At 55.8% G+C, this 18,510-nt stretch carries 15 protein-coding genes; 1 reads left to right on the plus strand and 14 read right to left on the minus strand.

The genetic code is table 11. The features are described 5' to 3' along the window. Positions 1 to 10 precede the first annotated feature (10 nt). The 13 genes from QGM61_RS14825 to QGM61_RS14885 form a co-directional block, all read right to left on the minus strand. Positions 11 to 979, minus strand: a complete 969-nt coding sequence (locus QGM61_RS14825; RefSeq protein WP_237134421.1) for a DUF4892 domain-containing protein — start codon at positions 977 to 979, stop codon at positions 11 to 13. Further along, complete coding sequence (locus tag QGM61_RS14830; RefSeq protein ID WP_281133454.1) at positions 969 to 1,754, minus strand: DUF4389 domain-containing protein; 786 nt, start codon at positions 1,752 to 1,754, stop codon at positions 969 to 971. The genes QGM61_RS14825 and QGM61_RS14830 overlap by 11 nt, the downstream gene beginning before the upstream one ends. Next, complete coding sequence (locus QGM61_RS14835; protein ID WP_237134423.1) at positions 1,736 to 2,794, minus strand: NAD(P)H-dependent glycerol-3-phosphate dehydrogenase; 1,059 nt, start codon at positions 2,792 to 2,794, stop codon at positions 1,736 to 1,738. Before QGM61_RS14835 ends, QGM61_RS14830 begins: the two co-directional genes overlap by 19 nt. Positions 2,795 to 2,823: 29 nt before the next feature. Continuing rightward, positions 2,824 to 4,215, minus strand: coding sequence for a Si-specific NAD(P)(+) transhydrogenase (gene sthA, locus QGM61_RS14840; RefSeq protein WP_237134424.1), 1,392 nt, complete (start codon positions 4,213 to 4,215; stop codon positions 2,824 to 2,826). Then, positions 4,212 to 4,394: a (Na+)-NQR maturation NqrM gene (nqrM, locus tag QGM61_RS14845; protein WP_237134425.1), complete on the minus strand. Its 183-nt coding sequence runs from the start codon at positions 4,392 to 4,394 to the stop codon at positions 4,212 to 4,214. The genes sthA and nqrM overlap by 4 nt, the downstream gene beginning before the upstream one ends. Then, the gene (locus tag QGM61_RS14850) at positions 4,391 to 5,467 is read right to left on the minus strand and encodes an FAD:protein FMN transferase (RefSeq protein ID WP_281133455.1); all 1,077 of its coding nucleotides are present in this window, start codon (positions 5,465 to 5,467) and stop codon (positions 4,391 to 4,393) included. The genes nqrM and QGM61_RS14850 overlap by 4 nt, the downstream gene beginning before the upstream one ends. Positions 5,468 to 5,587: 120 nt before the next feature. After that, on the minus strand, positions 5,588 to 6,814 hold the full coding sequence (nqrF, locus tag QGM61_RS14855; RefSeq protein WP_237134427.1) for an NADH:ubiquinone reductase (Na(+)-transporting) subunit F: 1,227 nt from the start codon (positions 6,812 to 6,814) through the stop codon (positions 5,588 to 5,590). 44 nt (positions 6,815 to 6,858) lie between these two features. After that, positions 6,859 to 7,467 (minus strand): NADH:ubiquinone reductase (Na(+)-transporting) subunit E, encoded by a 609-nt coding sequence (gene nqrE, locus QGM61_RS14860; protein WP_237134428.1) that lies wholly within the window; start codon positions 7,465 to 7,467, stop codon positions 6,859 to 6,861. Next, positions 7,467 to 8,135, minus strand: coding sequence for an NADH:ubiquinone reductase (Na(+)-transporting) subunit D (locus tag QGM61_RS14865; RefSeq protein ID WP_237134429.1), 669 nt, complete (start codon positions 8,133 to 8,135; stop codon positions 7,467 to 7,469). The genes nqrE and QGM61_RS14865 overlap by 1 nt, the downstream gene beginning before the upstream one ends. 11 nt (positions 8,136 to 8,146) lie before the next feature. Further along, entirely contained in the window at positions 8,147 to 8,938 is a 792-nt protein-coding gene (locus QGM61_RS14870; RefSeq protein WP_237134430.1) for a Na(+)-translocating NADH-quinone reductase subunit C, read from the minus strand. Beyond that, a complete protein-coding gene (locus QGM61_RS14875; RefSeq protein ID WP_281133456.1) occupies positions 8,928 to 10,145 on the minus strand; it encodes an NADH:ubiquinone reductase (Na(+)-transporting) subunit B in 1,218 nt (405 codons plus the stop codon). Before QGM61_RS14875 ends, QGM61_RS14870 begins: the two co-directional genes overlap by 11 nt. Positions 10,146 to 10,159: 14 nt before the next feature. Then, the gene (locus QGM61_RS14880; protein WP_281133457.1) at positions 10,160 to 11,518 is read right to left on the minus strand and encodes a Na(+)-translocating NADH-quinone reductase subunit A; all 1,359 of its coding nucleotides are present in this window, start codon (positions 11,516 to 11,518) and stop codon (positions 10,160 to 10,162) included. A gap of 407 nt (positions 11,519 to 11,925) precedes the next feature. Continuing rightward, positions 11,926 to 13,386: a glyceraldehyde-3-phosphate dehydrogenase gene (locus QGM61_RS14885; protein WP_317622202.1), complete on the minus strand. Its 1,461-nt coding sequence runs from the start codon at positions 13,384 to 13,386 to the stop codon at positions 11,926 to 11,928. A gap of 154 nt (positions 13,387 to 13,540) precedes the next feature. Between QGM61_RS14885 and mfd the strand changes: the two genes are divergently transcribed. Next, a complete protein-coding gene (mfd, locus tag QGM61_RS14890) occupies positions 13,541 to 16,993 on the plus strand; it encodes a transcription-repair coupling factor (RefSeq protein WP_281133459.1) in 3,453 nt (1,150 codons plus the stop codon). 19 nt (positions 16,994 to 17,012) lie between these two features. On the opposite strand, the gene QGM61_RS14895 is transcribed toward mfd, so the two are convergent. Next, positions 17,013 to 18,407: an alanine/glycine:cation symporter family protein gene (locus QGM61_RS14895; RefSeq protein ID WP_237134435.1), complete on the minus strand. Its 1,395-nt coding sequence runs from the start codon at positions 18,405 to 18,407 to the stop codon at positions 17,013 to 17,015. Positions 18,408 to 18,510: the final 103 nt, after the last annotated feature.

Below are 18,510 nucleotides of genomic sequence, written 5' to 3' on the forward strand. Positions count from 1 at the left end.
ACGACCGGATTTAACGCACTACGGCTTCGATACGCTGCTGACAGGGCCCCGGTCGGCAGTAGGGTGCCAGTGGCCCCACGCCGTGCGCCTCAAGGCGATCCTCGTCGACACCCAGTTCAACAAGTCGCTGTCGCACTGCTTCGGCGCGCTGTAATGAGCGCTGCTGCAGTAACTGTAGCTGTCCCTGCCCGTCTCCCTCCTCCTGCATGTGTCCCACCAGGTGGAGTTCCAGCAGTGCGTCGCGCTGAAGCACATCGGCCAGCAGGGTCAATCCCTGGTCTTCGGTCAGCACATCGTTGTCATCAAAGCTGATGCCCGGAATCACAATGACGCCACTGTCTTCCAGGCGCAGCTGCATGGCCTGTGCGGTGGTCAGCACATCGGCGCGCTGCTGTTCGGCCTGAGCTCCCGCCAGTTCCAGAAAATCCAGGTGTGCATACAGGCGGCGGTTACCGCGCCTCACCACGTACAGCGCAGCGTAACCCAGCACCTCCTCACCATTGCTCTGGCTTTGAAAGGTGCTGGCCATGTAGTACTGACCGGCCTCCGGCCCATAAAGTATGCGATTATTGAAGTGATCGTTGGCCCAGTAGTTGCTGCTGCCGCAGCCCCGCCCCTGGCATGCAAACAGCTCGCGCTGACCAGCGCTCAGCAATTGACTGCGAAAGTGGTTGTAGACTTCCTCGGCGCCAAACCCGTCCGGAATGGCATAGGTTATCCGGCGCAAATGCCCCTGCAGCCGCTCTGATTCGCTGGCAGACACCGAACCGGTCACTCGCTGCATGCGGCCGAGCGCCAGCGGATAGATTGTGCTGTTCTCGGTTCGGTAATCAACGATTTCCGAACCTGGAAAGCGCTGAAAACCTGCATAGTCGGAGGAACCGGCGACATCGGCAGTCAGCGAACCGCTGCACAGAATCAGCAGCGAGGCAACAAGCCATAAACATCTATGCCGGACTACACGCACGTCAGCTATCACTGTTTGGCGTATCCGGCGTGGCGCCTGTTTCAGAGCTTGACTGGGCTGCTGCCGCAGTGCTGGTGGATTCTGCCGCAGTCTTTTTGCTGCGCGGTTTTTGGGTGGCCTTGGATCTGCTGCTGGTTTTGGCCTGCCCACTGGCAGCGGCTGTTTTTTCAGCCTTGACCGCCTTACTGGTTTTTGTTGATCTGGCAGCTTTGCTGGCCTTGGCTGGCGCAGCTGAATCAGGTGCAGACGCTGGTTTAGCGGCATCGGCTGCCTTGGCCGCTTTTACCGTTTTGGTCAACGCAGATTCGTCACCATTCACAGGGGCTGCGTCCACTGGAGCTGCATCGTCTTTCTTCTTGTCTGCTGCCGCAGTAGTGGAGTTTTCTGCAGTACTGGTTTTTTCTGAAGGTGTTGACGAACTGGCCGGACTGGCGACTGGCTGCTCACTGCCGGTGAACTCGGTAGCTGGCATGTCCGCATCGTCTGACTCGGAATCATTGACCTCTTGATCATTGATTTGGGGAAACGCGGCAAAGGGAAACGGCCGCAGTTCAGAGTTATAGGTCAGAAAGGCAAGAATCTGTGCCACGTATTCGGAGAGACTGGCACCTACCCGGCGGAGGTTGGCATTGCTGTCACCGGTTATCAGCGAGAAGAGTATCTGTGCCAGTGTGATCACCAGCAGCACAACACCGGTCACGTAAAGGGCGACTGCGAATCCCGCCATCAGCAGAATGCGCACCCAGGTGGATGATTCTTTCAGGTTATCTACGACGTCGTCGGACATGCTCGCGCTCCTGTCAGCTTCTTGCTCTGGTTGGCTTCATATTCGACATCCAGGGCACCTTCGCCGTGCATCAGTGCTGCAATGACCTGCTCTACGGCCATGCCCTCGTACACGATGCGATAAAGCCCCGTGGCCAGTGGCATGTAGATACCCAACTGGTCGGCCTTTTCCTTGACCTGTTTCAGCGTGTTGACACCCTCGGCAACTTGACCCAGTTCTGCCACCGCTTCTTTCAGCGATTTTCCCTGCCCAAGCGCAAAGCCTACACGAAAATTGCGGCTCAGCGAAGAAGAACAGGTCACGATAAGATCGCCCACACCCGCCAGACCAAGAAATGTCATGGGGTCGGCACCCAGCTCACGGCCAAACCGCGCCATCTCGGTAAGACTGCGGGTGATCAGCATGCTGTTGGTGTTCTGCCCCATACCCATGGCCGCTGCCAGACCCGCGATGATGGCATAGATGTTTTTCAGGGAGCCGCCCAGTTCAACACCAAACATGTCATCGTTGGTGTAAACGCGGAAGTATTCTGACCGCAGCACTTCGCGCACACGTTCACGCACGGCCTCACTCGCGCTGGCGATTACGGTTCCGGTAAGGCTTTTCTTGGCAATCTCTCCCGCCAGGTTGGGGCCGCTGAGCACGCCTATACGGGCGTCTGGCAGCTCCTCTCTCATCACCTGACTCATCAGCAGGAATGTACCTGCTTCAATGCCTTTGGTGGTGCTGACCAGCATGGTGTCATCGGTGACCGCGTGTTTCATTTTGCGGACCACCGTGCGGAAGTAGGCACTGGGTACGGCTACAAACACCAGACGACTGCCGGCCACAGCAGCTTCAATATCATGGGTCGCGGTGACCTGATCATGCAGTCGGTAGCCGGGCAGATACTGGGGGTTTTCGCGCTGGATATTAACCTGCTCGACCAGGGCCTCATTGCGCATCCAGAAGTTCACCCGGAATCCATTGCCGGCAACGATATTTGCCAGCACGGTGCCGAAACTGCCGCCACCAAGCACACATACTGTCTGGGTTGGCACAAACACTCTCCTTGCTATCTGTCAGCTGGTCAAAATACCCGGTTCAGGCCGTCCAGGGCAGCGATTCGATACGCTTCCGCCATGGTGGGGTAGTTGAATGTCGTATTCAGAAAATACTTCATGGTATTGGCCGAGCCCTGCTGCTCCATGATGGCCTGACCAATGTGAACAATCTCCGAGGCCTGGTCGCCAAAACAGTGAATGCCCAGAATCTCCAGCGTATCAAAGTGGAAGATCAGCTTGAGCATGCCCACCTGCTCTCCCGTGATCTGGCCGCGGGCGGTGTTCTGGAAAAAGGCTTTGCCGACTTCGTAGGGCACCTGCTCCGCCGTCAGTTCCTGCTCGGTCTTGCCAAGTGTGCTGATCTCGGGGATCGTGTAGATACCGGAAGCGACACGGTTGATGGCAACAAACTCCTCAGGGTCGACTATCGCATTACAGGCGGCACGGCCCTGATCATAGGAGGCACTCGCCAGAGATGGCCAGCCAATGATATCGCCAGCGGCATAGATATTCTCGATGGCAGTCTGGTAACGCTCATTGACTTCAATCTGGCCTCGGCTATTGGCTTTTACGCCCAGCTCAATCAATCCGAGTCCGTCTGAGTTGCCCGTGCGGCCGTTAGCCCACAGTATGATGTCGCTTTTTATTTTTTTTCCTGACTCCAGGTGCGTGACCACATAGTCATCGTGGTATTCGATCTTGGCGAATGATTCTTTGTGGCGGCTGCGAACACCGATATCTTTCAGATGGTAGCTCAGGGCATCGGAAATTTCCCAATCCAGGAATGACAGCAGGGACTCCGCCGGATTGATCAGCTCGACCTTGCAGCCCAGGCCACCAAATATCGAAGCGTACTCACAACCGATCACACCGGCACCGATTACCGTGACTTTTTTGGGTGTGTGGTCAAGGCTCAGAATCTTGTCGCTGTCAAACAGACGCGGGTGATCGAAGTCCACTTCTTCCGGACGATAGGGGCGTGAGCCGGTTGCTACGACAAAGTAGTCGGCAGTCAGAGTCGGGCCCTTCGTGCCCAGCTTGATGGTGTGCGGATCGAGAAACCGTGCATGCCCGTGAATGACCTCGACATCATTTTTTTCGTAGTAATTGGCGCGCAGGTAGACCTGTTCTTCGATCACGCGATTGGCGTGACACATGATCTCCTGAAAGCCGGGTTTGTGCAGTGACGCAAACTCGCGCAGCAGCGGGTTGGAGCGAAACTGCATGACCTGTTTGACATAATGCCTCAGTGCCTTGGACGGGATGGTGCCAAGGTGTGTGCAGTTACCGCCCACCTTGTCGCGATCGGCGATCAATGCCACCCGCTTTCCATGCTTGGCAGCGTTAATTGCGGCCGACTCGCCCGCCGGACCACTGCCAACCACTATAATATCGTATCGATTGGCAGCCTTGCTCATCGGGCGGTCTCTTCACACTTGTTGGGATTGCCACCGCACAGCTCACAGGTTTCATCAACACCTGCCTTGTTGAGGCCGCCGCAGGAGCCCTTGATCGGCTCGCGACCGAAAATAACGCCAATGGCCATGCCGGCGACCACCAGTAATAAAATTACGAAACTTGCCAGCACTGTACTCATGGTGTTTCCTCCAGATATTGGGCAAACTGCGACGAATGAACCTGTTCAAATCCGTCTTCGTCTGCCGATTTTACTATAAAGTAGGCCGCCAGTCCGAGCTGTTCGGCTAATGCCAGTGACCGCACCTGGCCCATGACCATAAACGCCGTGGCCAGCGCATCTGCAGTCAGCGCATCGTCGGCAATCACATAGGCCGCAGCCAGATTGTGAGTGATAGGCCGCCCGGTAAACGGATCAATCTCATGCGAATAGCGCAGACCGTCTTCCACAAAATAGTTGCGGTAGTCACCCGAGCCGGCCAGGGCTATTGATTCGCCCTGCGTGTCGATGATGGCCCAGACTTCGGGTGCACCATCAGTGGGTTTTTCAATGGCCGGTACCCAGGGCGAACCATCGGGCTTTTGTCCCTGAATCCGCAGCTCACCGCCAATCTCAATAAAATAGTCAACCTGACCCACGTCTGCAAAATATGCTGCGATGACATCGGCGGCATATCCCTTGGCTATGCCACTCAGGTCTACTCTGACAGGCGCTGTCTTCAAAAGACGCGGTGGTTGCAATGAAGCCTGCAGATGCTGATATCCCGTTTGCGCCTGTAAGGATTCAATCTCTGACTGATCCGGCACCCGTGACCATTGCATCGCTCCATCCTGATCCGGCCCGAATCCCCAGCGATCAACCAAGGGTCCCACGGTGACATCAAAATAGCCATCCGTCATCTGGCTGAAGTCGATCGCCCTGCTGACCACAAATGCCAGTTCCGGGGACACATCAAACCAGTCGCCCGGCTCGCTGCGATTGAAGCGGGACAATTCTGAATCCGGCGCATAGGTGGACATCAGCTCCCTGTCCAGCCTGTACAGACGCTGCTCGATACCCTGAGCCAGCTCGGCATCCGACAGGCCGTCCGGAAATCCGGCCACCATTACCTGATAGCTGGTACCCATGGTGGCGCCAGTAAGCTGATAGACCTGGGCAGCCGGCTCCGGACGCAGCCAGACCCACAAAAAAAATAACGCCAGGAAGCCTAGCGTGAATCTGTAACGAGACAACCATCCAGCGAGTTTTGCCATCAACTACCCCGATGTCACTCCAGAAAAGCCAAACCAGAAACTAACAGGGGAGCCCATGCCGATAGTCGGCATCGTGGCTCCCCTTTTGTTTTGCTTATTGCTGAAACCTTTATCCTGGAATCAGGAGAACTCGTCCAGTGCGATGTTCTCGTCTTCGACACCCAGATCCTTGAGCATCTTGATCACAGAGGCGTTCATGATGGGCGGACCGCACATGTAGTATTCACAGTCTTCAGGCGCCGGATGATCCTTGAGGTAATGGTCATGCACGACGTTATGAATGAAACCTGTGTAGCCTTCCCAGTTGTCTTCGGGCTGCGGCTCTGACAGGGCCACATGCCACTCGAAGTTGTCGTGCTCTTTGGCAAGCATGTCGAAATCTTCTACGTAGAACATTTCTTTTTTGCTTCGTGCACCATACCAGAAAGTGATCTTGCGCTTGCTGTTCAGACGACACAGCTGATCGAAGATGTGCGAGCGCATTGGCGCCATACCGGCACCACCACCGATAAACACCATCTCGTTCTCGGTTTCCTTGGCGAAGAACTCACCAAAGGGACCAAATACTTTGATCTTGTCACCCGGCTTCATGTTAAAGACGTAGGATGACATGATACCCGGCGGATGATTGGTCCGCGGCGGAGGCGTGGCAATACGGATGTTGAACTTGATGATGCCCTTCTCATCCGGGTAGTTTGCCATTGAGTAGGCACGGACGGTTGTCTCGCTGACTTTCGATTTCAGATCGAACAGCCCGAATCGTTCCCAGTCTCCGCGGAATCGCTCTTCGATATCAAAGTTCTTGAACTCGACTTCGTGAGGACCAACTTCCAGCTGCACATAACCACCAGCGCGGAAATCTACACTCTCGCCCTCAGGGATCTTCAGCACCAGCTCTTTGATGAAGGTCGCAACGTTGTGATTGGAGATGACTTCGCATTCCCATTGCTTGACTCCGAAGAACTCCGGATCAACCTCAATTTTCATATCCTGTTTGACGGCCACCTGGCACGACAGACGCCAGTGCTCTTTAGCCTCACCCATGGTGAAGTGGCCCGCTTCTGTTGGCAGCATGGAGCCACCGCCATCAACGACTTTACACTTGCACTGCGCACAGGTGCCGCCGCCGCCACAGGCAGAGGACAGGTAAATGCCGGCATCAGCCAGCGTGTTGAGCAGTTTGCCGCCGGCCGGCACGGTGATGGATTTTTCGGGGTCACCGTTGATTTCGATTTTCACATCACCAGTACTGACCAGACGCGAACGGGCAGCCAGGATCAACACGACCAGCAGCATGACCACGACGGTAAACATCAATGCGCCGGCAACAATCGTTGTGATATCCATTATTTCTGAAACCTTCTCACTTCAAAGTGGTGAATTAACGTCGGTTAAAGTGTCAGACCGCTGAAGGACATAAAGCCAAGCGACATCAGACCAGTGGTCATGAACGTGATACCCAGTCCACGTAGACCGGCTGGCACGTCGCTATACTTCATTTTTTCGCGGATGGCTGCCAGCAGCACGATGGCCAGTGCCCAGCCTGCGCCCGCACCTACACCGTAGGCCAGACTCTCCGGGAAGGTGTAGCTACGCTCTACCATGAACAGTGAGGCACCCAGAATCGCACAGTTCACAGTGATCAGAGGCAGGAATACACCCAGTGCGTTGTAGAGCGCCGGGACAAACTTGTCCAGGAACATCTCCAGAATCTGCACCATCGCTGCAATCACACCGATGTAACACAGGAAACCCAGGAAGCTCAGATCCACATCAGGCATGCCAGCCCAGGCCAGCGCGCCGTCTTTGAGCAGGTAATTATAGATCAGGTTGTTGACCGGTACCGTGATGGTCTGCACTACTATAACGGCGATACCGAGACCGATCGCTGTATCCACCTTTTTGGATACCGCCAGGAAGGTACACATCCCCAGGAACAGCATCAATGCCATGTTTTCGACAAAAACGGCACTGATGAAAAGGCTCAGATAATGTTCCATTAGTGGGCCCCCTTCTCGATGGTGTGCGGCTTCATTTCGAATTCGTTCTTCTCAACCTGCTCATCGTACTTGTTACGCAGTATCCAGATGAAAAAGGCAATGATGAAGAAGGCGCTTGGCGCAAGCAGCATCAGACCGTTGGGCTGATACCAGCCGCCATTGGCCACTGTTGGCAGGATGGTGATACCCAGCAGGGTGCCCGATCCGAACAGCTCGCGCAGCGTACCCACCACAATCAGCACCACACTGTAACCCAGGCCGTTACCGATACCATCCATGAATGACGGTATGGGCGGGTTCTTCATGGCGAAGGCTTCCGCCCGGCCCATGACGATACAGTTGGTGATGATCAGACCCACAAACACGCTGAGCTGCTTGCTGATCTCAAAGGCGTAAGCCTTCAGGACCTGGTCCACCAGAATTACCAGCGAGGCAATGATGGTCATCTGAATGATGATCCGGATGCTGCTGGGCATGTAGTTGCGGATCATCGAGATAAACAGGTTGGAGAATGCTGTCACGGTGGTCAGCGCCACACACATGACCAGCGTTACCTGCAGACTCGTGGTAACCGCCAGCGCCGAACAGACCCCGAGGATCTGCAGCGCAATCGGGTTATCCATGAAGATCGGTTTGATCAGAATCGTTTTAGTGCTTGCCGTTGCCATAATAAACCTCGTCAGCCCCGTACTTCGTTATCCAGATAGGGCCCGAAACCGTTCTCCCCCAGCCAGAATCGCATCATGTTTTCTACACCACGGCTGGTGAGCGTCGCGCCAGAAAGCGCATCGACCTGGCTTTCGCCAGAACCACCGCCTTTAACTACCTGGAAAGCAACATCACCATCGTCGCCATACACTTCCTTGCCAGGCCACTGGGCCTGCCAGCGCGGGTTGCTGATCTCGCCGCCCAGACCGGGTGTTTCCTGGTGGTCGTAGAAACCGATACCGCGAATGGTGTTGCCGTCGCTTTCCAGCGCCAGATATCCGTACATGATGCCCCACAGACCGTAGCCGCTGACCGGAATCACAACGCTCTCATAACCGCCTGTCTCGTTCTGTATCACGTAGACCGTTGCGTAGTCAGCCCGACGACGAATGGAAGCAACATCGTCAGCACCACTGAGTGCTATCGACATGCTCGGATCATTGCGTGCTGTCTGCTGATCGTAAGTTTGTGGATCAATGCCGAGCTGCTGCTGCTCTTCCTCGGTCAGGTAGCGACCTTCATCCAGATCGACCAGTCGCGGTGTGAACTGCTCAAACATGGCATCCACGTCGGCGTTGCTGTGCACCTCGGGGTCAAACATGCCAGCCGCAATCAGAATATTCTTGTTGCGATCCAGCAGTTCGTTGGCCGTCTGCATGGGTTTCAGCATGACAGCCGCACTGGAGATCACGATGGAGCAGACCACACAGAGGCCCAGAGCCACCTTGATGGTATTGGCAACGGAGTTGATGTTAGACGACATTGCGAGCGATCCTCCGTTTGATATTGGCTTTCACGACAAAGTAGTCGATCAGCGGAGCACACAGGTTAGCAAACAGGATAGCCAGCATGATGCCCTCAGGATAGGCCGGGTTGAGAACCCGGATCATGACCGTCAGCATGCCAATCAGTATGCCGAATATCCATTTGCCGGTATTGGTCATCGATGCGGAAACCGGATCAGTCGCCATGAACACCATACCGAAGGCGAAACCACCCAGCACCAGGTGCCAGTACCAGGGCGTTGCGAACGCCGGGTTGGTATCAGAGCCTACCAGGTTCAGGAAGGTCGAGAAAATCACCATGCCCAGGAAAACACCCGAGATGATGCGCCATGAGGCGATGCGGGTAATCAGCAGAATGGCTGCACCGATCAGGATAGCCAGGGTCGACACTTCGCCCACGGATCCCTGCATGCGACCGAAGAATGCATCCAGCCAGGTCAGCTGTTCGCCGGTCGCCGCCATCATTGCCGGCAGACCGTTAGACGCAACCTGACTCAGCGCAGTCGCGCCACTGAAACCATCTACCGCTGTCCATACGGAGTCACCGGAGATTTGCGGTGCGTAAGCAAAGTAAAGGAAGGCACGACCTGTGAGCGCCGGGTTCAGGAAGTTCTTGCCAGTACCACCAAACACTTCCTTACCAAGAATGATACCAAAACTGATACCCAGTGCGGCCTGCCACAGTGGCAGTGTCGGCGGCACGATCAATGAGAACAGGATGGAGGTAACGAAGAAACCTTCGTTGATCTCGTGCCCCCGCTTGACAGCAAAAAGCACTTCCCAGAAACCACCCACAATAAACACTGTGGCGTAGATGGGTAGGAAGTAGGCAGCGCCGTGCCAGAAGTTGTCCCAGATGCTGCTCGGGTCATGCCCGGCCAGCAGGCCAATCAGCGCGCCACGCCAGCCTTCGACTGACTCGATACCCATGCTGGCCATCGCCATGTTCGCCTGGTATCCCACGTTGTACATACCGTAGAACATGGCAGGGAACGTAGCAAACCAGACGGTGATCATGATGCGCTTGAGGTCAATACCATCGCGCACATGCGAACCGGACACGGTCACCTTGCTGGGGGAATAAAAGATGGTGTCCACCGCTTCATACAGCGGGTACATCTTTTCGTATTTGCCGCCTTTTTCGAAATGAGGCGCCAGATCATCTAAAATTTTACGCAGACTCATGTTTCAGCTTTCCATCAAGTCTCTTTTTCGATACGCGTAAGGTTGCTACGCAGAATCGGACCATATTCGTATTTACCCGGACACACGTAGGTGCACAGTGCCAGGTCCTCTTCGTCCAGTTCCAGTGCGCCGAGACTCATGGCAGTTTCGATGTCTCCGACGATCAGCGAGCGCAGTAATTGTGTCGGCAGAATATCCAGGGGCATTATTGTTTCATAGGACCCGACTGGCACCATTGCGCGTTCACTACCATTGGTAGTTGTGGTCATGTCCAGCTTTTTGCCCTTGAACAGACTGGTCAGATAGATGCCCAGGTTCGAGTGGCGATTGGTACCTGGCGACAGGTAACCAAACAGCGGACGCTCGCGGCCTTCTTTCAACACAGTAATCTGCTGATGGTAGCGGCCCAGAAAGTTTTCAGGATCTGCGACCTTGCGACCGGCAAGCACCGAACCGGACACTACCCGGTTCTCACCGTCATGCAGCTCGTCGGCCAGCAGTTCGTTCAGGTTGGCGCCAACACGGGTGCGCAGCAGACGCGGCTGCTTGACCTGCGGACCACCCAGCGCCACTACGCGCTCGTTCCAGATTTTGCCGGTGGCAAACAGCTTGCCATAGGCGATGACGTCCTGAAAGCCTGCAGTCCAGACCCATTTGTTAAGACTGACCGGATCCAGGAAGTGGATATGCGTTCCAGTCAAACCGGAAGGATGCGGACCGGCGAAATCATTGACAGACACATTGCTGGCAAAGGCTTCATTTTCCAGGCCCTGGAAGCTGCCTGCCCGGCGACAAAGATAAACATTGCGCTGGGTCAGCCGTGCCAACAGATTGACACCTCGCACCAGATCCTGAGAGTGCTCGCGGGCCACCAGCTCCGGATCCATGGCCAGCGGATTGCTGTCCATCAGATTGACGAATATGGCGGCCGGTGTCTGCTCGGGGCTGGGCACACGGCTGAAAGGGCGCGTGCGCAAGGTAGTCCAGAGGCCTGACTCAACCAGATTCTCGACGATTTTGTCGCGGTCCAGTGAAGCGATATCGGCATCGCTGTAGCTGGCAAACGTTTCCTGTTCTGACTCATCGTCATCCAGATCGATAACCAGGGACAGAAACACGCGCTTCTCACCACGATTAATGGCGCGCACAGTGCCTGTGCCAGGCGCGGTGTATTTTACGCCTTCAGTTTTCTTGTCTGTGAAAAGTAGCTGACCGAGGCGCACTTTGTCGCCCTCGCTGACTTCCATGGTGGGCTTCATGCCCACGTAGTCTCTCCCCAGAATCGCTACCGAGCGCACGGCCCGGCCTTCTGCGATTGTCTGCTCAGGAGCGCCACTGATGGGTAGGTCCAAACCGCGCTTAATTCTGATCATTCATCAGGCCTAGTCTTAGATTTCAGGATAAACGTTTGTTTGTTACGTATTTCACGCCATTCTGATTCAGCGTACGCTTACAGCACCACTGCGGCCTCGCGCCGCTTTTGAGAGATGTTACCTGCACTGTCGATCTTGCGCCTTCAAGCTGGCTGGATCGTGATTCTGGACATGACGCCCAGGCTGGTCAGCGCTGGCAACCCGGTGTGGCAGCCTGGTATCGGCTGGCGCCGTGAAAACGCGCACAATTATAGAGATAAGCAGCCTGATTTGCCACCGGTTTTTGAATTTTTATGAAGAGATTCAGTTGTAGAACTCAGGTCGCGCCGCCGGACAGAATGACGTCAACGCACGACAAACGGAGTGCAATACAGGGGGCGGAGCAGCTGCCCCGCCCCCTGTAGCGATCAGCCCTCTACCGGATAGGTCCGGTAGTTGACGCCCGCCATTCGGTAGACCATGCGAACGACCTGATTGCAGTAGCCAAACTCATTGTCATACCACAGATACAGGACACAGCGGTTACCTTCCACAATTGTGGCGGTGGAGTCGACAATAGCGGCCTCTCGGGTGCCGACAAAGTCACTGGAAACAGCATCCGGATCCTGCGTGTAGCTGATCTGGTTCTGCAGGGGTGAGTGCAGCGCCAGCAGACGCAGGAATTCGTTAATCTCTTCCTTGGTCGTGTTCTTTTCCAGGTTCAGCATCAGGATGGCCATTGACACATTTGGGACCGGCACGCGCACAGCATTGCCGGTCAATTTTCCTGCCAGCTCTGGCACGGCTTTAACCACGGCCTTGGCGGCCCCAGTTTCGGTCAAAACCATGTTCAGCGCCGCACTGCGGCCACGACGGTTGCCTGAGTGATAGTTGTCAATCAGGTTCTGGTCATTGGTATAGGCGTGGACAGTTTCCACGTGACCACTGACCACACCAAACTCGTCATTCAGAACCTTGAGCACTGGTGCAATGGCGTTGGTCGTGCACGATGCCGCCGTGATGATCTTGTCATCAGGCGTGATCTGCCGGTCGTTGATACCGTAAACGATGTTCTTGAGGTTGCCCTTGCCCGGCGCCGTCAACATGACCTTGCTGGCACCCTTTGATTTGAGGTGTCGCGACAGGCCGGCCTCGTCGCGCCAGCTGCCCGTATTGTCGATAATCAGCGCATCATCGATGCCGTACTGCGTGTAGTCGATCTCATCCGGGTTGCTGGCGTAGATAAACTGAACCTTGTTGCCGTTGCAGATCAGGCAGTTATTCTCTTCATCGATCCGGACTGTGCCCTGGAATGTGCCGTGCACCGAGTCAGAAGTGAACAGACTGGCGCGCTTGATCAGATCCCCTTCCTTGCCAGGTCTGACCACGACCGCGCGCAGTCGCATCACTTCACCGGTGCTGGTGCGCTCAATCATCAGGCGCGCGATCAGACGACCAATACGGCCAAAACCGTAAAGCACTACATCCTGGGACTTTTTGCTCGGTGGGGTCTTGTCACCTACCAGCGAACCCAGTTCGGCAGCGACGTACTCATCCACGGATGGCGCCTTGTTGGCCTGCTGAAGCTCCATATATTTGACCGTGAGCTTGCCGAGGTCGATCTGGCAATGCCACAGATCCAGCTTGGCCAGTGCCATCAGCACGGGATGGGCTTCAAATTCTGACATTTCATTGCGGCCTACCTGACGCACAAATCGATGTGACTTCATGATATTGGTCACAGAGCGGTTGTGCAGCGGACGACCGTATATGAACACACCAACATTGCGCTCACTGTACAGCCGCCCCACCACAGGAATCATCTCCTGGGCCAGGGCTTCCCTTGCTTTCCAATCGCTGAAATAGTCATCCGGGCTGGGTCGGTTCACGTAAGTTACCTGTCTGTCATGTGGATTGAGTAAAGTGTGAGGGCGCATATTATCTTGTGATTGGCGCGTCGGTGCAACTTTATCCGGACTATGCCAGAATACGCCCCCATCAATCGCGCGATAAAGTCGCCCACAGCTATCCAACCTGACTCACATGGCTCCAACTCCGGTTCGTAATCCACCCATCCCAGATATTGCCCATTCCCTGCAGTGGCGTGACCTGTCAGACAGCCAGTTGTCGCTGGCTCTGGTGCATGCCGCCCGCGAGCTGGCAAAGCAGCGCTCAGCACCCCTGGTGATGCTGACCAACAGCAGTGAAGAAGCCGAGCAGTTGCGCCGCGAGCTGGTATTTTTTGCGGGCAGTGATGCCGCACTGCCAATCTATACCTTCCCAGACTGGGAGACGCTGCCCTACGACAGCTTCTCGCCGCATCAGGATATCGTCTCCGAACGATTGAGCGCGCTCTATCATTTGCCTGCGATGCGCGCCGGCATTGTCATCGTGCCGATCAACAGTGTGATGCACCGACTGCCGCCAGCCGAATACGTGCTGGGCAACAGTCTGATGGTGAAAACAGGCGAGACGCTGGATACCGAATCGCTGCGTGAGCGGCTGATAGCTGCCGGCTACCAGCACGTGGACTCGGTTTACGAACACGGTGAGTTTGCGGTGCGCGGTGCCATCCTGGATATTTTTCCGATGGGCAGCAAACATCCCTACCGGATTGACCTGTTCGACGATGAGATAGAGTCACTTCGGGTTTTTGACCCGGAGACACAATTGTCTCTGGACAAAGTGGACGACGTGCGGGTGCTGCCGGGCAAAGAGTTTCCGTTAAACGAAGCTGGCCGCACCCAGTTCCGCAAGCGCTTTCGCGAAACCTTCGACGTCGATACCCGCAACTGCAGTCTTTATCAGGACATCAGTGACGGCATCGCGGCGACTGGTGCCGAATATTATCTGCCATTGTTCTTCGACACGCTCAGCGACCTGTTTGACTACCTGCCCGAGCAATCTGTCATTGTCCGCAGTCGCCAGCTTGAGCAGCCTGCGCAACGCTTCTGGCAGGATATCGAAACGCGCTATGAGGATAGACGTTACGACCGGCAGCGCCCGGTTCTGTCGCCGGCAGAGGTGTTTCTGACACCAGAGGAAGTATTCCGGCACATCAAGCCATTCGCCACCATAACGCTGGAAGCGGCCGCCCCGTCGATGTTTCCTGAATTGGACAATAACCCTCAGGCATCCCACCCGATGCAGGCGCTGCAACACTTTCTGGCTGATCATCCCAGTCACAGAGTGCTGTTCTGTGCCGAAACAGCTGGCCGACGCGAGGTCTTGACCGAACTGCTGCGCACTATTCCGCTGCCAGTTCAGGAGGTAGACGGCTGGCAGGCATTCGCCGACAGTCAGATATCGCCCGCGATTACCGTCGCCTCGCTGGACAAAGGCCTGATCCTGCCGGATCAGCAGCTCATCATGATCACCGAGACGCAGCTGCTGGGCCGCAAGATCGCTCAGCGCCGTCGACGTCAGCGTAAAGCGCAGGACAACACCGATTTTATTATCAAGAGTCTGACCGAGCTGCGTCCGGGCGCGGCGGTTGTGCATCTCGATCATGGTGTTGGCCGCTATGTGGGCCTGCAGAACCTGACCATTGAAAATGAGCAGACTGAGTTCCTGACACTGGAATATGCCAACGCCGCCAAGCTGTATGTGCCTGTCGCCAACCTGCACCTGATCAGTCGCTACGGCGGCACTGATCCGGAGCTGGCACCACTGGATACACTGGGCAGCGACACCTGGCAGAAAAACAAGCGCAAGGCGGCTGAAAAGATTCGCGACGCTGCCGCTGAATTGTTGGATATCTACGCCAAACGCGAGTCCAAAAAAGGCTTCCCCTACCGGGTTGATGATATCGACTACCAGCAATTTGCCGACACCTTCCCGTTTGAAGAAACGCCAGATCAGCTGGATGCCATCAACGGTGTGATTGCAGACATGCAATCGGCACGCGCCATGGATCGGCTGGTTTGCGGTGATGTGGGTTTTGGTAAAACAGAAGTTGCCATGCGCGCCGCCTTTATTGCGGTACAGAACAACAAACAGGTGGTGATGCTTGTCCCCACTACTCTGCTTGCACAGCAGCATTTTGAAAGTTTCCGCGACCGCTTTGCCGACTGGCCTGTCACCATTGAACTGATCTCACGATTTCGCAGCGGCAAGCAACAGGAAGAGACCCTGAAACGCATCGCCGATGGCAAGGCCGACATAATCGTTGGCACCCACAAGCTCTTACAGAACTCGATCAAGTATAAAGATCTGGGCCTGCTCATCATCGACGAAGAACATCGATTTGGTGTTCAGCAAAAAGAGCGCATCAAGGCTCTGCGCGCAGAGGTCGACATACTGACCATGACGGCAACACCCATCCCGCGCACACTGAACCTGGCCATGTCGGGCGTACGGGATCTGTCGTTGATAGTAACGCCACCCGCCAAACGCCTGTCAGTTAAAACCTTTGTGCGCGAACACCAGGACAGTCTGGTCAAGGAAGCCATTCTGCGTGAGCTTTTGCGAGGCGGCCAGGTCTTTTACCTGCACAACGAAGTGAAAACTATCGAGCGTACCGCAGAGCAGCTGCGTGAACTGGTGCCAGAAGCGCGTGTGTCTGTGGCTCACGGCCAGTTGCCCGAGCGCGAACTGGAAAGCATCATGGCCGACTTTTACCACAAGCGGCACAATATTCTGGTTTGTTCGACCATCATCGAAACCGGCATCGACATACCCAATGCCAACACCATCATTATTGACCGTGCAGACAAATTGGGCCTCGCACAGCTGCATCAGTTGCGTGGCCGCGTCGGACGATCACACCACCAGGCCTACGCCTATCTGTTGACGCCGCCTCCCAAGGCTCTGAGCACCGACGCCCAGAAACGCCTGGAAGCCATCATCGCGGCCAGCACGCTGGGCGCCGGTTTTACACTGGCCAGTCACGATCTGGAGATACGTGGTGCGGGTGAAATACTGGGCGAAGAACAGACCGGCCATATGCAGAAGATTGGTTTTACACTGTACACCGAAATGCTGGACGAAGCCGTCAAGGCCATGCGGGAAGGACGCACGCCCAATATTGATCTGGTGTTGCAAAGTGGCAGTGAAATCAATCTGCGCGTCCCGGCACTGATTCCGGACGACTACTTGCCGGACATCCATACCCGGCTGATTATGTACAAGCGTATTGCCGGCGCTGAGGATGATGATGAGCTGCGGGATCTGCAGATCGAAATGATCGACCGCTTTGGTCTGCTGCCGGAGCCGGTAAAGATTCTGTTGTCGGTGACACAGCTGAAATTACGTGCCGAGGCTTATGGTATAAGCAAGATCGACGCCAGCGCCCAGACCGGCCGCATTGTGTTTGGCCAGCACACCAAAGTCGACCCCTTATCAATCGTTCAGCTGATCCAGAAACAAAGCCGCATCTACAAAATGTCCGGCCCAACTCAGCTGGGATTCACGCATGGCCAGGAAAAAGCTGCCGCGCGCATTGAGTTCATCAACAAGACACTGGATCAGCTGCGGCTCAGCGCCGATAAACGCTGAGCCCTGCTCCGCTGATTACCTATGCCGAGCGGTCGGATTGCTGATCAGCGTCTTTGTTCATACCCGCGAAGTAAGTGCGTGCGGCCGCCATTACCCTGGGTGCCAGAATGAAGGTGGAGACCATGGTCGGTATCGCCATCAAGGCATAGGCACTGTCAATCAGCCCGAAGACTGCCTCCAGTGGCGCGATGGCGCCAAGCACCACAAGCAGTATGTAGAAGTAGCGGTAGTGATGCTGATGCTGGGCACCAATCAGGAAACCAAGACACTTGGCGCCGTAATACCAGAATGTGAACATGGTGCTGGATGCGAATATCAACACAACAAACGAAACCACATAGGCACCCAGTCTACCTGGCAGCACTTCGGCAAATGCCATCGCAGTCAGACTGACGCCGTCGGCATCACCACTTTCCCAGACACCGGTCAGCAATATCACCAGCGCAGTGCAGGTGCAGACAATCAGTGTATCGATCACCGGCCCCATCATGGCGACCAGCCCCTCCCGCACAGGTTCTGTGGTCTTGGCTGCGCCGTGCGCCATTGATTCAGTACCAATACCCGCCTCATTGGAGAACGCGCCACGCATTACACCAATGGTGATGACGCCGACCAGACCACCGCCAACCGATGCCGCACTGAAAGCGTCGGTGACAATCAGCAGCAGGTAACGCGGCAGCTCAGTGATATTGGCGACCAGCACCAGCAAGGTCATGCTCATGTAAAGCAGAACCATGGCCGGCACAAGGCGCACAGCCGTGTAACCCACACGCTGAATACCACCAAAAATCACACCGCCGACCAGTGCTGCGGCAAGCAGCCCAAACACAAGATTGAAGACAAAAGGCTCAGCTGGATCGACCAGCCCTGCGGGCACAAAGACCATCTCACGCACCACCTGGGTCAACTGATTGATCTGCACCGAAGGCAGTGTTCCGAACAGCCCGGCCAGTGCGAACATCACCGCCAGCCAGCGCCAGCGCGGCCCCAGCCCCTCGCGAATGACGTACATGGGACCACCCTGAATGTGGCCGTTGCTGTCGGGTCCGCGATACATGACAGCCAGTGTGCAGGTGAAAAACTTGGTAGCCACACCGACCACTGCCGTCACCCACATCCAGAACACGGCGCCAGGTCCACCGATACCAATGGCCAGGGCCACACCGGCGATGTTGCCCATACCCAGCGTTCCGGACAGCGCGGCTGCCAGTGCCTGGGCATGGCTCAGGTCACCAGGATCATCGTCTTTGTCGTATTTGCCGCGCAGGATGGCAATCGCGTGGCCAAAATAACGGTAGGGTTGAAACCGACTGTAAAAGGCAAAGAACAGTCCACCACCCACGACCAGGAAAATCAGCGGCATTCCCCACAGGAATCCGGACAGGGCCTGCAGGCTCTGTGCAAGTGCGTCCATGTTGTTCTCCGTTTTATGTTCGGGCACTGCTATCGGAGCTTAACAGCTCACCGCAGCGCTGTCCTGCCCGATTGACCCTGGCCCGGCGCTTTACATTGACTCC

Source organism: Pseudohongiella sp. SYSU M77423 (assembly GCF_029911965.1).
Taxonomy (GTDB): domain Bacteria; phylum Pseudomonadota; class Gammaproteobacteria; order Pseudomonadales; family Pseudohongiellaceae; genus Pseudohongiella.